Source organism: Paraburkholderia sp. GAS41 (assembly GCF_050436545.1).
Taxonomy (GTDB): domain Bacteria; phylum Pseudomonadota; class Gammaproteobacteria; order Burkholderiales; family Burkholderiaceae; genus Paraburkholderia.
On sequence record NZ_JBNDMK010000001.1, the window covers coordinates 234116 to 250980 of the forward strand.

The following is a 16865-nucleotide window of genomic DNA, read 5'->3' on the forward strand; positions in this document are numbered from 1 at the left end:
TAGATCGTCTTCTGCCCGGGTGGCATAAGGTCGGCTTACGACAGGAACCGGCATGCCTTAAACCGGTATTATTCGATAGGAAACTCGCTCCTATCATGGAGGTGCGCGCATCGCACTTCATCTTGGCACAGGCAATCCCCATGACTGACATTCACGCATTGAGCGTCCGCGAGATCGCGCGGCAGGTAGCACAACGGACATTGAGCGCGGAAGCTGTCACGCGCGCCTATATCGAGCGTATCGACGCGCTGGAAGCGGCGGTGCACGCGTGGCAATATTTCGACGCGGAGCTCGCGCTCGGCCAGGCGCGCCGCCTCGATAAGGCGGGCAGCGCAAGCGGGCCGCTCGCCGGCGTGCCGGTGGGTATCAAGGACGTGATGGACACCGTTGATATGCCCAGCGGCTATGGCTCTCCAATCTATGCGACGCATCGTCCGGTAACGGATGCGGCAGCGGTGGCCGCGGTTCGCGCGGCGAGCGGGATCGTGATGGGCAAGACGGTGACAACCGAATTTGCCACGTTTAAACCGGGGCCGACCGTCAATCCGCATTCTTTGAGCCGGGGCGAGCCGCACACGCCGGGCGGCTCCTCGAGCGGCTCGGCTGCGGCCGTGGCGGCTGGCATGGTGCCTGTCGCGTTCGGCACGCAGACTGCGGCTTCGATCGTGCGTCCGGCCTCGTTCTGCGGAATCATCGGCTACAAGCCTACCTTCGGCACGCTGCCAACGGCCGGCATCAAGCCGCTGTCGCCCAGCCTCGACACGCTCGGCGTGCTGACCCGCCGCGTCGATGATGCGGCATTCTTCGTAGGTGTCCTTGCCAATCGTGAGTTTCTCCTGGAAGTGGCGGGTGGGCTGCGTGTCGGCGTGTGCGCAACACCGCACTGGGATGCCGCATCGCCGGCAAGCCGCCAGGCACTGGCCGACGCGGCGCGTTCGCTCGAGGCAAGCGGCGCCATGGTAGCCGACGTGGTGCTGCCGCACGCTTGCGACAATCTCGCCGACTTGCAGACCGCGATCATGAGCTACGAAGCGTCGCTCGCGTACGTGCCCGAATATCAGACTCGCCTGAACGACCTGAGCGAGCCATTTCTCGCGGTGCTTGCCGCTGGCGCAGCGCTGGGCGGTGAGCGCTACGCGGTTTTGCAGCAGGAGGCCGAGCAGGGACGTGGGGTGATGGCCGCCGTCTTCGATCGATTCGATGTGCTGCTCGCGCCTGGCGCCCCCGGTGAGGCGCCTGCCGGTCTGGTCTCGACCGGTGATCCGATCTTCAGCCGTATGTGGACGCTGCTTGGCAATCCTTGTGTGAACGTGCCGGTGTGCACCGGGCCATCTGGGCTACCGATCGGCGTTACGGTGGTCGGCCCCCGGTGGCGCGACCACGTCGCGTTGTCGGCCGCGGCGAGACTGGAAAAAGCGCTGGGTGTGCAGTAACGCGGACATCTACGCCCTACGCCACTCGCATTCAGAGGGCTCTGGAATGACGGCCAGAGCTTAGTCGCTGAAGATTCAGGAAGTTACAGCGGCGCTCCGCGGTGCGGGCTGTGCAGGGGTCAGGAGGCCCGCTTATGCAGCGGGCGCAGCCCTGGGTTACTGGCAGCTGGACGAGCCAGGCGGGCAGGTCAGATAGTCGTTCTCGTAACCGACCTGCTCTCGGTCACGTCCAAAAAGTGAGAGCCGCTTGTAGCCGGTAGTGGCGATGCTCATGCCTGAGAGGTTCAGGGCGGCGCTGGTCTGACTGCTCGATCCAGATAGTTCGGTATGAGCCTGCGAATTACACGCGCTATCGACGCACAGCGTCAGGTCGTGTGGAATGACCACGGTGTTGGGTGCCCAACTCACATTGAGGGTATTGCTGGTCGTGGTGCTGCTGTCGAACGCAGCCAGTGCCGACTGGCTCGGGGCGTCAAGATTGAGCCACGCGAGGCCAGGCAATTCCGCCGATTCGGGCGGCACGCCGTTGATGCGGACGTACACGGAGGTGATGAAGGCTGTGGCGGCTGTATCCGAGTACAGGTCGATCCGGAGATCGCGGCCCCGAAGATACAAGGCATTGATCAGTGCATCGCCACTGCTCAGATCGGAGTTGTTGAAGCTGTCGAGCGACAACCACTCGCCGCCGCAGTTCGAACCGACAACGGTGAGATTGGGTTGACCTGTGCATCCACTGTCGTTCAGGGTGACGATTGGGGCCGAGAGGTCCCAGCTGCCTGTTCCCGACGCGTCATGCTCGTAGACCTTGGCGGCATGAGGCGCCATGGCGGTTCCGCTGACAGCTGTGGGAATATCGAATGAAATGGCGCGGGCATAGCCAGGTTGCGGGTTGCTGATATCGACGCGTAGCGTGCGTTGCACCGCTGCATCAACGGTGATGCCGTAGGGGTTCTCCTGACCGAGCAGCTTCCATGTCGCGCTGCCCTGGCGCAGAACAACCGCCATTTGGGGGCCCTGGAGATTGAGCGTGCCGTTGGTCAGGTCGAAGCCAACGGTACAAATCTTGTCCGCGCCGCTAAAGTCGCACGAGATCAACACCGGATTCTCGACCTTGCCACCCAGAAAGCCATTGTTGCCAGCCAAAGCGCAGAGGCTCGGTGCGGCGTTCAAGGCGGTCACAGCGGTTTGCTGGCCTGCATTGTTGATGTTCAGTGTGAATGCAGGATCAATCGGCACCTGTGCACTGACGGTCGAGGTGCATGCAGCGACGCTGCTGCTGCCGACGGCGCTATTCAGTGCGTTGAAGATGGTCGAAATGCTGGTCAGATCGACTCCCATGCCACTAATCAGAGAACTACCGCTGAGACTGCCGGATTGGTTGCCTTGGCTGTCCACGTAAGCGTTGCCGTATCCCACCACGCCTTGGAGTTGCACAAAAGTCGCGCCGTTGTTCTGTCCAGTGCTGACCTTGATGGCGTCGAGCACCTTGTCCATGCCGGTGTGGTTGGCCGTGAAAGGCGCCGTGGTGAAGTCGCTGCCTGCGCTCAGGCCCGCGGCCGTCAGGACGGGTCCAAGAAGGTTTTGCAGGGCCGTCTCGCTTTTCGCCATCGCTGCCGCGGTTGGTGTTGAGCCGCTAAACAGGGTGGATGCGTTGGCGGCGAGCGCAAGTGCGACCGTGGCATCAGTCAGCGGTGTGACATTGGCCACGCCGCCAGACTGGGCGAAGGAGTAGAAGCACGCGGATTGGCCGTCGGCGACCCCGCAAGCCTGAAGTCGATACGGCGCTGTGAGTGCGGAGATATTCAGATTCGCGTAGCTGCCGGTGTCGGCCACCGGAGTACTGACCGTTCGACCGTTTGCGCCCATCACTGTCAAGGTTGCATTCAGCATCGGTGCCCCAACCGCTACTGTGCCCGAGAGTGCGCTATTTGCGCTGGTGGCGGCGCCACCTGGAGTGCTTCCGGACCCGCCCCCGCAGGCACTTAGTATGGCGATGCAGCAGCTTGCAACGAACCGTTTTATGTACATTCTGTTTTGCATGACGTTCGAATGAATGGCGCAAGAAATGGTAAAAGCCCTCAGCTAACTGGATGAGCGTGCTCACGTTCAAACAATGGGCAGATTCGAGGGCCAGCGATCGGGTTGCGACGGCGTTTGAGGCCTGCGACCCGTCGTGTTAACGACAGAAACTGAGGTCCCTGAAGGTGCTGGGCTCAAGGCCGCTGGAGCCGCCGCTATTTCTGCTTTATTCGGTGGGTCGCGGCGCGAGTGCCGCACCGGCTGTGCCGGCTGCGCCTGGTGCAGTCGACGCCGCAGCGGCAGGCTGCGCAGTCACGGCACGCGGCGGCGCATTTTTCACGTAGCGGTCGAACCAGCGCTGCATCTCGTACACGAGTTGCTCATTCGATTCCAGCGCCGAATACAGGTGCGGTTCGTGCGGCAGCATCACCAGCCTTGTCACACCGCCGTTGCCGCGCAGCGCCTCGTATAGCAGCGTCGCCTGAAGCGGCATGGTGCCCGGATTCGCATCGTCCATGCCGTGCACGATCAGCAGCGGCGTCTTCAACTGGTCAGCGTAGAGGAACGGGGACACCTTCAGATAAACATCCTCGGCCTGCCAGATCGAGCGGTGCTCGTTCTGGAAGCCGAACGGCGTGAGCGTCTTGTTATACGCGCCGCTGGTTGCCACACCGGCACGGAACAGGTCGGAATGCGCCAGCAGATTGGCGGTCATCAGCGCGCCGTGGCTATGACCCGTGACGCCGATGCGGTCCGGATCGACCACCCCAAGCCGCACCGCCTCGTCGACCGCCGCCTTGGCATCGGCGACGAGCTGCTCGTTGTAGGTGTCGTAGGCACGCTTCGGATTGCCGACGATCGGGAACGAGACGTCATCGATAATCGCGTAGCCGGCCAATAGCATCAGCTGGTAGTTCTTCAGACGCGTGAAAGTCTGCTCGGAGCCGCTCACCTCGCCGGCCGTCGCCGCATCGGCATAGTCGAGCGGATAGGCGTACAGGATCGCGGGAACACGCGTGCCTTCCTGATAGCCCGGCGGGGTGTACAGCGTGAACGATAGATCGAGCCCGTCGGCGCGCTTGTACCTGACCAGACGCTTCCTGATCTGACGCACCACCGGCGTCGGATCGACGAGATGTGTGATGGCGGTCGTGCTCGAGGCGTAGCGCGCTTCGCCCGCTGGCGCGCCGAGCGGGGCGCCGAGCGTGCGCTCGAACAGGTTCGGCGGATCGACCGGCGTCTGGCGCCAGGTCAGGAAAGAGCGTGTTCCGTCGCCGGTGAACGCAACAAAGTACTCGAGGGCGGCCTTGTCGCTGCGGAACAGGCGCTCTGTCTGAAGCGTCGCGAGGTCGAGCCGGTCGAGGAACGGTCGCCTGCCGGCCGGCGAAGCGCCTTGTCCTGCTACAAAGATCGCTCCGTCGTCGACGCGGATCACGCGGAAGCCGTCCGGCCGAACCTCGGTGACCGGCACGCCGGGGTCCGCGTAGCGCTCGTCGCTCGACAGATCCCACAGCACGCGCTGCGTGAGCGCCGGGGCGTCGACATCGACCACGAAAGTGCGCCGCCAGTGACGATTGTTGTCGTACTCGGAAAGCAGCGCGAGATCCGGCCGCGACGTCCATGCGAAGCCCGCATAGCGCTGGCGAAGGCGCGTCAGTTCACGCGGTGCGGTGTCGAATGGAGCCTTCAGCATCATGACCTTGTCGCGCTCGGATACGTCGACGTTCCAGTCGCCGCCGTCGAGCGCTTCGGCCCACACCAGCGTGGCTGGTTCGGTTGGCCGCCACGAGAAGTTGCGCGGCCCGAGCGGCACGCCGTTGATCGGCACCCGGTCGGCCAGGGGGCGCGACACGATCAGATGTGTCGCGATGTGCGTGCTGTTCGCAATGTCCCATACCGTGTAATCGTGCGGGAAACGTCCGGCAGTCGTGACGTATGAATACGGCCGCTGGATCGTCGACACCAGCACGTGCCAGCCATCCGGCGCCGGTGCGATCTCGTCGAACAACGCCGGCGCTCCGAGCGCGGTGACAGCGGCCGTGCGTGCATCGACGCGCGCGAGCTGCGAGGCGCCGTAATAGCCAAACAGCGCTTCGTCCTGCACGTTCCTGAGCGTGTCGCGCGCCTCGTACGTGCTGCTCTGGCCGCTTTGGCCGTCGGATTCCTGGATGCCTGGGCCGACCGACTCCTCGGCGGCAACAGGTGGCGGCCCGCTATGCGCGGGAATCGTCTTCACGAGCAGCGAGGTTTGATCAGGCATCCACATCAGTTCGTTGCCGAACATCGGGTTCAACTGCACGCCCGGAATACGGCGGACTACGCCCGTCTCGCCGTTGCCGACCCACAGTTCGACCGAATGTGCAGTCACGTTTTCGAATGCGAAGCGCTTGCCGTCGGCGCTCCAGCGCGGGCGCATCGCGCAGACGCCAGCCGGCAGCGTGACCGGCCGCGTGACGCCAGTGGCGAACGGCACCATGTCGAAGTGCGTCGCGCAGGCTGGAATCTCATACCCGCCAGGCGTGTCGTGTCGGCTGCGGTTGGCGGGTTCGACGCGCACGCCTGCAAGCCGCAGGAACGGCGTTGCAACCCGTGCGATGGACGGATATTCCTGATAGGCGACAAGGAGTGCCCGGTCGGCGTGCGGGCTGATGACCGGGGTCGGTAACGGCGCCGCGAGCATCACATCGAGAATTGCCTGGGACGGCTGGTTGTAACCCGTGGCGGCGGACTGCGTTGAGGGCGCCGTCGTCGTAGGTGTTGTCTCGTCGGCTTGCTGCGCGAATGCGGTTCCGGCGGTGACCGACACGACGAACGCTGCAACGGCGAGATGGGATGTGACGAAGTCAGAGGTCATCGTACGCGCGGCGGGTTTTGCGGTAATCAGGTCTTCAGATGAAACGACAGCGCCCAGTATCGCACGCCCCGGGCGCGGTGCCTTGTGCACGACTGGCAGATAGGTCGACGCCGGTGCAAGCATCTTCGGGGCGATCGCATGAAAACGAAAATGTATCGACTCTGCAAGCGAAACGAACAGGATGGTCGATCAATATGTGGGTAATCCTGAGAGCAGGCGGGTGGGCTGAACTTCACGGATGCGAAAAATGGTACGCGACAACAGGCGGCACAATGGCCGACGAATATCCTGGGGGCTAAAAACATCCTGTCCGCTTCACACCGGTCTTCAGCCTGGCTCAAAATTAGTCAGTGCGAATACCTATATGAAATCGGCCAAACTCGATCTCACCGTATAGCCCTGCAATCAGCTCGCCGATTTCAGCGCAGCGGGTGTATCGGACATGCTGCAACAGGCGATACCGAAAGTGATATCAATGCCAGGGTTTTTTTATATTGGACGCATGGTGACGCCGGACGTAGACTTGCTCCCAACTCACCTGAGGGCAAAAATCAAAACGAACGAGACCGGAGCGGGAGACATGAATGACATCAATGGGCACGGGGTCTGCGGCCACAAGGAGCTGTCGCAATCATCCCCGCGACGCGCGTGAAGTGGTCGCCTCATAGGCGCGCGGTGACCGGGCGCAGGCCTGCAAGGGCGGCCGCGAAAGCGTTTTCCCAATGGCGTGTGGGTCTTCCGTGCATGATGAATTTGTACCCGGGACGGGTGCACGCTTGAGTGCGCGCGAGCTGGGCCTCGATGGGGCCGAATTCCGCACCATCATGGGTATATCCAATATGTGGGCCTGAAACGGAAGGGTCGAAATCAAACTGCGGGACTTTAACAATACGCCCGCCTGGACCGCGGCCAGAACGGCACTTATTAATACACCGAAGGAGACAAAACGATGAAACGGCTGTTCTTGAAAACCCTGATTGCGGTCATGGCGCTGCCAATGATCGGTATTGCGCACGCCGACAACAAGGGGCTGGTTGCTGTGTCCATGCCGACCAAATCGTCGGCGCGCTGGATTGCCGACGGCAATAACATGGTCAAGGATCTGCAGGCGGATGGTTACACCACCGATCTCCAGTATGGCGACGATGATATTCCGAATCAGCTCGCGCAAATCGAGAACATGGTCACCAAGAAGCCGAAGGTGCTGGTGATCGCTGCAATCGATGGGACAACGCTGACCGATGTGCTGAAAAAGGCGCACGATGCCGGCATCAAGGTCATTGCATACGATCGCCTGATCAAGGGCACGGCCGATGTCGATTACTACGCGACGTTCGATAACTACAAGGTCGGCGTGCTGCAGGCGCAGTCCATCGTTGACAAGCTCGGTCTGAAACAGGGTAAAGGCCCGTTCAATATCGAACTGTTCGGTGGCTCGCCCGACGACAACAATGCCTTCTTCTTCTATAACGGCGCGATGAGCGTGCTGGATCCATACATCAAGAGCGGCAAGCTGGTGGTGCGCAGCAAGCAGTTTGGTATGGACAAGGTCGGCACGCTGCGCTGGGATGGCGCCGTCGCTCAGGCCCGTATGGACAATCTGCTATCGGCTTACTACGGCAATGCCAAGCTCGATGCCGTGCTGAGCCCGTATGACGGTCTGAGCATCGGCATTCTGTCGTCGGTCAAGGGTGTGGGTTACTGCACGGCGCAGCAGCCTTGCCCGATCGTCAGCGGGCAGGACGCTGAGATTCCTTCGGTCAAGTCCATCCTGCATAACGAGCAGTACTCGACCGTGTTCAAGGACACGCGTCAGCTCGCCAAGGTGACGGTTGCGATGATCGACGCAATGGCGCAAGGCAAGCAGCCGCAGGTGAACGACACCAAGACCTACAACAACGGCGTGAAGGTGGTGCCGTCGTATCTGCTCAACCCGGTACTGGTGGATGGCACCAACTGGAAGCCGATCCTGATTGACAGCGGCTACTACACGGAAGCGCAGGTCAAGTAAGGCCATATCGAAGTCAAGTCCGCTCGCCCGGAGACGCCACCCGCGCTCCGGCGAGCGGACCCTGCAAAACATGACAAATTCGGGAGACGGCGTGGCGGACGAGACCATCCTGTCCATGCGCAGCATCACCAAGACGTTTCCGGGTGTCAAAGCACTCGATAATGTCAATCTGACGGTCAAGGCTGGAGAAATCCATGCGGTCGTCGGTGAGAATGGCGCAGGCAAGTCCACGCTCATGAAGGTGCTGAGCGGTGTGTATCCGCACGGGTCCTACGAGGGGGAAATCCATTTCGAAGGGCAGGTGCAACGCTTCAGGGACATCCGCGAAAGCGAAGAGCGCGGCATCATCATCATTCATCAGGAATTGGCCCTGGTGCCGATGCTCTCGATCACCGAGAACATTTTCCTTGGCAATGAACTGGCGCAACGCGGCGTGATCGATTGGCACGCGGCGCATAAGCGCACGCGCGAATTGCTGCGGCACGTCGGTCTGAACGAGTCGCCTGACGCGACGGTCGGGAAGCTCGGCGTCGGCAAACAGCAGCTGGTGGAAATTGCCAAGGCGCTATCAAAGCGCGTGAAGCTGCTGATCCTCGACGAACCTACTGCGAGTCTGAACGAGACCGATAGCGCCGCGTTGCTGAAACTGCTCCTCGAACTTCAGGCGCAAGGGATATCCTGCATCCTGATTTCGCACAAGCTCAACGAGATTACCCAGGTCGCGGATCAGATTACCGTCATCCGCGATGGACGCACGATCGAGACGCTGGACTGCGCCTCAGGCGAGGTCAACGAGGATCGTGTCATTCGCGGCATGGTCGGGCGTGACATGGAACACCGTTACCCGCAGCGCCAGCCCCAGATTGGCGAGGTGATCTTCGAAGTCCGTGACTGGCACGTCTACCACGAGCAGTACACGGAGCGCGAAGTCATCAAGGGCATCGACCTGAACGTGCGCAAGGGCGAAGTGGTTGGCATCGCGGGGCTGATGGGATCGGGTCGCACCGAACTGGCCATGAGTCTCTTCGGGCGCTCGTATGGCCGGCGGATCAGCGGACAGGTGCTGATCGACGGTGAGGCCGTGGATGTCTCGACCATCGGCAAGGCCATCAGGCATGGCATTGCCTATGTGACTGAGGATCGCAAGGGCTATGGCCTGATCCTCGAGCAGGAAATCCGCAAAAACGTGACGCTGGCCAACCTCGCCGAAGTGTCCGATCGCGGCGTGATCGATGAAAACGCCGAGGCAAAGATTGCACAGCAGTATCGCGAATCGTTGCGCATTCGTAGTTCGGGCATCCAGCAACGGGTGGTCAATCTGTCGGGCGGCAATCAGCAGAAGGTCGTGCTGAGCAAGTGGCTGTTTACGAAGCCGCGTCTGCTGATTCTCGATGAGCCCACACGGGGCATCGATGTCGGGGCCAAATATGAGATCTACACCATCATCGACGAATTGGCGCGCAGGGGAGAGGGGATTCTGATGATTTCTTCCGAAATGCCGGAGCTGCTTGGCATGTGCGACCGCATCTACGTGATGAACGAAGGCCGTCTCGTGGTCGAGTTAGACCGAAACGAAGCAAGCCAGGAGCGCATCATGCGCGCCATCGTGAACGCCGGTCATGCGTGACCTATCTACATCGAATCAAGGCCATTTCATGAAACTCGGCTTTCTCAAGAACAATCTGCGCGACTACGGCCTGCTGCTGTCGTTGGTCGCCATCATGGGGTTCTTTCAATTCCAGACCGACGGCGTGCTGCTGCAGCCGTTGAACATCACCAATCTGGTTTTGCAGAACAGCTACATCATTGTGATGGCGCTGGGCATGCTGCTCGTGATCGTGGCCGGCTATATCGATCTGTCCGTTGGATCGGTCAGCGGCTTTATCGGCGGGCTGGCCGCGGTGCTGATCGTGCAGTACTCATGGCCGGTGGTGCCGACGATCATCGTGGCACTTCTGGTGGGGGCGCTGATTGGCGCGGCGCAGGGCTGGTTCGTGGCGTACGCGCGCATTCCGTCGTTTATCGTGACGCTGGCAGGGATGCTGATCTTCAAGGGACTCGCACTGGCGCTGTTGCAGGGCCAGTCGGTCGGGCCGTTCCCGCTGCGATTTCAGCGCATTAGTACGGGCTTTCTGCCCGATCCTTTTGGCGGCTCAGAGGTACGTGTATTGTCCCTGATCGTGGGCGTCATCCTGGCGCTGGGCCTCGTCGCGGCGGAGTTGCGCAAGCGCCGCAAGGCACAGGCTCACGATATGGACGTCGAACCGATCGCGTTCTTCGCGATCAAAAACGTTCTGTTCGCGGGAGCCGTCACATATCTGGTCTGGCTGCTTTCGACGTACAAGGGCTTGCCTGACGTGTTGATCCTGATGGCCGTCCTGATCCTGGTCTACCAGTTCGTGACCAATCGCACGACGATCGGTCGGCGTATCTATGCGCTGGGCGGCAACGAGAAGGCGGCACGTTTGTCGGGCGTGAACACGGCGCGCCTGTCTTTCCTGACTTTCGTGAACATGGGCGTACTGGCGGCGGTGGCGGGGCTGATTTTCGCGGCACGCCTGAACACAGCCACGCCGAAGGCTGGCCTCGGCTTCGAGCTCGATGTGATCGCGGCCTGTTTCATCGGCGGAGCATCGGCCTCAGGGGGCGTGGGCAAGGTGGTGGGAGCGGTGATCGGCGCTTTCATCATGGGCGTGATGAACAACGGCATGTCGATCATGGGCATTGGCATTGACTACCAGCAAGTGATCAAGGGGATGGTTTTGTTGTCGGCGGTGTTTCTTGATGTCTACAACCGTAACCGCGCCTGACGGGGCGGGACAACGCCTCATCGATCTCTTCGAGAGCCTGTCAAGAGCAACGCCGGGCGTATCCGACTTGCTATGTGAGACCGGCGGGTAGTCAAGCTTGGCTTCAGGCGGTTCAGGAGCGCCACAACCACGATATAACGCATCGAGCCTGATGCATCGCATTCTCAGGAAGCAGTTTGTTGTCGCGACGCTCGATCTCAAATGCACGCTGCATCGGGTGTTTGGCATGCGATTGTCGCGGCTAAATAGGCGACCCTGTTAAGTTTGACTTGAGACCTCGATGAGATGTCTTCCTGAGACTTGCATGCGCGTGTTTTCGGCCAGCTCCGGCCGTTCGCGTACGCGCTACGATGGACACTCGAACGTCGGCTTTGCACTGCGGATTCAACCGGTCGATGCAACGGCGTGCTGAAATCGTTCAGATGTTCCGTCTTGTCAATTAGGTACCTTGATAGCGATGCGTACATTCATCGCATCAATCGTATCAATTGTTCGTGTGGTGAGCGACGTCGTCAATTCAATCAAAACAAACTTTGTCACGCAGACAACAGGCTGGCATTCGCCAGTCGCGTGCGTGGATGCCGGCGAGCAGACCCACCATTAGCGCAATCGTCGAGACGACCTCGAAGTACACGATCGAGCGCCAGCCGACCCGGCCCGCGCTTTTCACATCGCCCGCCGACGCAATGCCGTGGACGATCGTGAGAAAGACCAGTGGGGCGACGCCCGCCTTGATTAGCGCAAGAAAGAGGTCGCCGAGTACCTTGAGCTGGGCGCCAAACTTCGGAAACAGCAGCCCGAGTGCAATACCGAGTACCAGCGCGAGCAATACCTGCATGCCCAGCTTGCGATACCACGGCAGTTTTTTCGACGGCACGACGAGCGTGCCGCCTGTTTCATGCACCGTGCGGCAGGCGTCATAGACGATGTCGTGGGCCTGCTGGCGGCCAGTGAACGGCGCCAACGCCATCATCACCGCTTCGGCCACGATCAGCCCTTTGCTGATACCGAGGTTGTGCTTCATCCGATCCGTGTCGACGATCAGACCGCCGAGCGCGAACTTCGCCTGATGGAGCGCCCCGGCCGAGAGAATGAAACTCTCGGGAATTGCGATCCATTCGGCGTGTCAGGGACCCGTTGCGCGTTCGAAATCCTGGATCATCGCGTCGACCATCAGGCCGGCATGCTGGCGCACCGCCTTCGCTGCGGCGAGCATCAGTTCGCTGGAAATCGGATTGCGTTTTTGCGGCATCGTGCTGCTCGCGCCGCGCCCTTTGACGAAGGGTTCGTACACTTCGGCGAATTCGGTCGATGCCATGATCATGATGTCGAGTGCGATCTTGCCGAGCGAGCCGGTGACGAGGGCCAGCAGGTTGACTGCTTCGGCGAATCCGTCGCGCGCCACGTGCCAGGTCGTGGCGGGAACGCCGAGCCGGAGTTCTTCGGCCAACGCTTTCTGGACTTCGAAACCCTTGTCGCCGAGCGACGCGAGTGTCCCCGCCGCGCCGGCGGATTCGACCACGGATACCCGCGAACGAAGTTGCGCGAGACGCTCCTGATGCCGGTCGAACATGGCCAGCCAGATCGCGACCTTGTAGCCGAAGGTGACCGGCAGCGCCTGTTGCAGATGCGTACAGCCGGCCATGGGCGTGTCGCGGTGCTTTTAGCCAGATCGACCAGAATTGCGCGCAACTTGCGGATGTCGCCGTCGATCACGTCGAGCGCATCGCGCACCTGAAGCGATACGGCGGTGTCCATGATGTCCTGGGTCGTGGCGCCCCAATGAATGTCACGGCCCGCGTCGCCGCACATGTCCACCAGTTGATGGACGAGCGCGTGATCGGATAGCCGACGATGTCGGTCTCCTCGCGCATGTGGTCGAAGTCGATCCGCTCGGAACGCGGGCACACGGGTTGAGTCCGCGCAGCCGAGAAACGACTTCAGACCATCGCTTGCATCGGTGGACGACGTCGTGCAGTTCGGTTCGGAACACTTGCGCCTGGTGCAGTCGACGGAGGAAATCGTCGCAATCGGCAAGCTCGCGAAGACGCTCAAGTGCGAGAGCGGGACTCGCTGGTTACGCGTGTCGAGTCTGCGAATCGACGGCGATAGGGAGAGTCCGCCAATCGGCTGGACCGATGTGTACATCGACCCGGATTACACCGAAGTCGCGCAGGCCGCGCGGACGCAACCGGATACGTTGATCAGCGCGCTGATCGAAGCGCACTACGGGCGGTGCATTGCGGAGATTCAGCAGGACGTGCACGGCGCGCTGATTTCGCAGGAGATGGCGCAGCGCTTGCGGGTCGAGCAAGGCACGGCGGCGCTGGAGATCGTGCGACGCTATCTCGACTCAGCGGGCGAGACCTTCGAGGTGTCGATCAGCGTGCACCCAGCGGAGCGTTTTTCGATTTCGATGCGACTGAAGCGCTCCGACGGTTAGGTCGGGGCGCGCAATCCCACCTTATACGAGAGGGCGGTCTTGGGAATTTCGGGGCCGGCCTACTCAACGGACTTCGACGTACCCAGCCATTGGCCAATATACGTGAGGACCGCCTGCTTGACCTCGTTCTCGGCGTCTGAGGCTGCGCGGGTCTTGAGCATCTTGTGGATGAGGGCCTCGCTCCCGGAACGCAGGACTTCTTTCGCATGTTTCGCTTTGCCGATCTGGGTCGCGATCGACCCGGTGCCCATGCAGCTGGTCAGGCCCTTGTCCACCTGAACTTTGTGGATTCCGCTTGCGGTGCCTGTCGCAACGACGCCTGTGCCTTCGGTATCGTCGGTATCGTCGGATTGGATCTCGCCGGGAAGCGTTTCCTTGCTCCGCCCAACAGGGGTCTTGGTATTCTCACTCAATTGAGTCGAGATCTGCTTGCCCTTCCTGCCGTCTTTGCCGGTGTCTTCCTGGCCGAAATAAATCACGCAGTTGCTGGATTTCGTCACCTTTAGAAAACCGGTGCACCCCTTGCACGGTGTGAGCGTCGAGAAGATGACGCTGTTTTCGGGCACCTTGGTCGCGGTGAGATTGTTGCGGAAGTAGGACAGCAGCATGCTGACCTCGGCGTGGCGGAACGACCCGGTGTTGATGCCCGCGGCGAGGATCTGCCCCTGGTCGCTGACGAGCAGGGCGCCCACGTAGTTCTTCAACCCTTCGTAGCCCTCGGCCGAGCTGATGTCCACTAGCGAGTAGGTGGCCAGCATGTAGTACCGAAGCGCGCGGGCCAGGCCCTTCTTGCGGCTGCCGGGCGGGAGATCGAGGTCCTTGCTAAGGCCTGCCGCCGCTGCGTAAAGGCCGCCGTCCGGGAGGGGGGCTTTCAGCGCGAGTGCCGCAACCTGACGGGGCCACTTCTTGACGCTTTGGAAGGCCGTTGTCACGCGGACCGCCCCGTCACCCTCGTTGGGCTTCAGTTGGTCCATCAACTTCACCTTCATCCTGGGATAGTCCTTGATCCAAAGCGCATCCGCGCGGTTGGTGTAGACCGTTGCGTTGCTGGACTTCGCCTTGCCCAATATTGCGTTGACCACTGCGGGCCGCCCCAGGCTCTTCGACTTATAGAACTTGAACTCGGTGCCATCAATGTAGCCCGCCACATTGTCGCCGCCCGTCGGGGTCTTGATGCTGGGGTCCTGGCACAACTCGTAGAGCGTGTCCAGCAGGTCTTCTATTCCGGTGTAGGTGAGCCCATTGTGCCCCGGCGTACTGCATGCCACACCTGGTGGCCGGTTGACGCCGAGCAAAAGGGTGTCAATCGCGAGCGTTCTCAGTTTGCCGGGTTGAACCTTCGGGCCCTTGATCGGCGTTTTGCAAGTGCTGCACTTGAACATATAAAACTGTGGCATGGAGAACCCTCCTGTGAGGCTTGATGCCTGCTTGCAAGAAGTCAGCGTCAGCCAACGAGCGACAGAGCGCGCAGCGCCACTGCGTGCGCCGAGGAGGACAACAGATCGAGGCACCCGCGCAAGAGCGCTGCTGTGATCGACACGCCCGCCTGCGCCGTGCGCCCAGGAAGGCGAAAGATAGCGTCGATCAGCGTCGTCAGCTGAGTGTTGATGGTCTCACATATGGCGGCGGCGCGGCTGAGCAGACAGGCAATCTGGTCAATGACGGTCGCACCCACGGCCAGAGCGGTGCCGATGCCGCCCACCAGCATATGCCTGGCCGGGCATAGCCAGGCGATCGGCATTGGCATGCGCCGCATGCGCAGGTGATGGGTCACCGGTCCCGGCGGCGTGGGCGGCGCCACCGAATGAACCCGTCGCCAGCATCCACTTGCACGCTACACCGGTCGAATGTTCTGGTTCACGCGGAACAGGTTGTCAGGGTCGAACTCTCGTTTGACTGCCGAGAGTCGCGAGTAGTTGTCCCGGAAGCTGGCCTTCACCCGCTCCTCGCCTTCTTCCATCATGAAGTTCACGTAGGCCCCGCCTGCCGAATAGGGGTGCAATGCGGTCTGATAATCGCGAGCCCACGCGCTGATCCGATCTGCATTCGCGGCATCGGGATCGACGCCGGCAAACACCGCCGCCCAACGGGCATCGCGATAACTGAACGCGGTCTCGTTGCGGCCCACTCGATGCGCGGCGCCGTCGATTGGGTAAAGGTGCATGGTCGAGTGCATCGTCGGCAGTTGTTCGGCATAACGCACGTGCTGAGCGATCGCTGCGTCGGACAAATCGTTGAAAAAGTCGGCGCGCCAATACCACTGCAATCCGGGCGGATAGAGGCCGTCGAACGCACCTTGCAACGATGGGAATGGCAGAGCTTGAACCCCGTGCAGCACAGGTCCGGTTGCCAGCACAGGGGCGAACGCCGCATCCGCTTTCGCGGGGTCGCCGGTCCAGCACCAGACCACCGCACACATTTTCCGCAGGTGCAGCGGTTCGGGAAAGGGTGCCGCCGGCGGCACGGTTATGAAGGCGAAAAAGCCATTGAGTTCGTCCGGTGCATCGGCGATGAACGCGCGATACCACTGCATGATTTCCGCCGCGCGCTCGAGCGGCCACAGCGTGGGCCCGGCGACGACATCTGACACCGGGTGCACGCGAAACTCGAATGAAGTGACGACCCCGAAATTGCCGCCGCCGCCGCGCAGCGCCCAGAAGAGATCGCCGTTGTTGTGCTCGCTTGCGGTGACGAGCCGTCCATCCGCCAGTACCACGTCGGCGGAAAGCAGATTGTCGACCGTCAGCCCGTAGCGGCGCGTCAGGTGGCCGATGCCACCTCCGAGTGTCAAACCGCCGACGCCGGTCGAACTGATAATCCCGCTCGGCGTGGCGAGCCCGAACGCATGCGTCGCGTGATCCACGTCGCGCCACTGGCAGCCGCCCTCCACGCGGACTGTGCGCGCGCCTGGGTCGACGCGGATACCCCGCATTCCCGAAAGATCGATCACCAGCCCGTCGTCGCAGGTGCCGAGGCCGCCGCCGTTGTGTCCGCCGCCTCGCACAGCCAGCAGCAGGGCATGCTCGCGCGCGAAGTTCACGGATGCGATCACGTCCGCGACATCCGCGCAGCGCGCGACTAGTCTGGGATGCTTCGAAATCATCGCGTTGTAGACCTTGCAGGAATCGACGTAAGCGGGGTCCGACGGCTCGATGAGCGTTCCTCGAAGGTTCGTGCGATAGGCCGTCAAGTCGTTTTCGCTGAACATTTCAATCTCCTCAATGTGTTTCTGAGGTTCACTGTAGGCCGGTGTCCAGCGGCCGGCCATCCACAGGATTGATCAAATTGCATGGCG

At 61.5% G+C, this 16865-nt stretch carries 10 protein-coding genes and 2 pseudogenes; 5 read left to right on the forward strand and 7 right to left on the reverse strand.

Going from position 1 to position 16865, the window contains the following annotated elements:
• Window positions 1-140 precede the first annotated feature (140 nt).
• The gene (locus tag P3T43_RS01060; RefSeq protein ID WP_429279168.1) at window positions 141-1433 is read left to right on the forward strand and encodes an amidase; all 1293 of its coding nucleotides are present in this window, start codon (window positions 141-143) and stop codon (window positions 1431-1433) included.
• A 156-nt stretch (window positions 1434-1589) separates the two neighbouring features.
• Here the strand turns inward: P3T43_RS01060 and P3T43_RS01065 are convergent, their stop codons facing one another.
• Both P3T43_RS01065 and P3T43_RS01070 read right to left on the reverse strand, forming a co-directional pair.
• A complete protein-coding gene (locus P3T43_RS01065) occupies window positions 1590-3323 on the reverse strand; it encodes a hypothetical protein (RefSeq protein ID WP_429279169.1) in 1734 nt (577 codons plus the stop codon).
• 355 nt (window positions 3324-3678) lie between these two features.
• A complete protein-coding gene (locus tag P3T43_RS01070) occupies window positions 3679-6429 on the reverse strand; it encodes a prolyl oligopeptidase family serine peptidase (protein WP_429279170.1) in 2751 nt (916 codons plus the stop codon).
• 826 nt (window positions 6430-7255) lie between these two features.
• Here P3T43_RS01070 and chvE point away from each other — a divergent pair.
• The 3 genes from chvE (at window position 7256) to mmsB (ending at window position 11127) form a co-directional block, all read left to right on the forward strand.
• Window positions 7256-8317 carry a multiple monosaccharide ABC transporter substrate-binding protein gene (chvE, locus tag P3T43_RS01075; protein ID WP_429279171.1) on the forward strand — a complete coding sequence of 354 codons (1062 nt, stop codon included), beginning with the start codon at window positions 7256-7258 and terminating at the stop codon, window positions 8315-8317.
• A gap of 70 nt (window positions 8318-8387) precedes the next feature.
• Window positions 8388-9944, forward strand: a complete 1557-nt coding sequence (gene mmsA / locus P3T43_RS01080) for a multiple monosaccharide ABC transporter ATP-binding protein (protein ID WP_429279172.1) — start codon at window positions 8388-8390, stop codon at window positions 9942-9944.
• A gap of 28 nt (window positions 9945-9972) precedes the next feature.
• Window positions 9973-11127, forward strand: a complete 1155-nt coding sequence (gene mmsB / locus P3T43_RS01085; protein WP_429279173.1) for a multiple monosaccharide ABC transporter permease — start codon at window positions 9973-9975, stop codon at window positions 11125-11127.
• Between the two features lie 580 nt (window positions 11128-11707).
• Here the strand turns inward: mmsB and P3T43_RS01090 are convergent.
• Window positions 11708-11965, reverse strand: a pseudogene (locus P3T43_RS01090) (cation:dicarboxylate symporter family transporter); the annotation flags it as partial.
• Between the two features lie 18 nt (window positions 11966-11983).
• Window positions 11984-13028 (reverse strand): annotated as a pseudogene (locus tag P3T43_RS01095) (class-II fumarase/aspartase family protein); the annotation flags it as partial.
• A 59-nt stretch (window positions 13029-13087) separates the two neighbouring features.
• Between P3T43_RS01095 and P3T43_RS01100 the strand changes: the two are divergent.
• Window positions 13088-13570, forward strand: a complete 483-nt coding sequence (locus P3T43_RS01100) for a UTRA domain-containing protein (RefSeq protein WP_429279174.1) — start codon at window positions 13088-13090, stop codon at window positions 13568-13570.
• 59 nt (window positions 13571-13629) lie between these two features.
• Here the strand turns inward: P3T43_RS01100 and P3T43_RS01105 are convergent, their stop codons facing one another.
• From P3T43_RS01105 to P3T43_RS01115, 3 genes are all read right to left on the reverse strand, one after another.
• Window positions 13630-14967: a hypothetical protein gene (locus P3T43_RS01105; RefSeq protein WP_429279175.1), complete on the reverse strand. Its 1338-nt coding sequence runs from the start codon at window positions 14965-14967 to the stop codon at window positions 13630-13632.
• A gap of 47 nt (window positions 14968-15014) precedes the next feature.
• Complete coding sequence (locus P3T43_RS01110; protein WP_429279176.1) at window positions 15015-15311, reverse strand: hypothetical protein; 297 nt, start codon at window positions 15309-15311, stop codon at window positions 15015-15017.
• A gap of 93 nt (window positions 15312-15404) precedes the next feature.
• On the reverse strand, window positions 15405-16778 hold the full coding sequence (locus P3T43_RS01115; protein WP_429279177.1) for an FAD-binding oxidoreductase: 1374 nt from the start codon (window positions 16776-16778) through the stop codon (window positions 15405-15407).
• Window positions 16779-16865 lie beyond the last annotated feature (87 nt).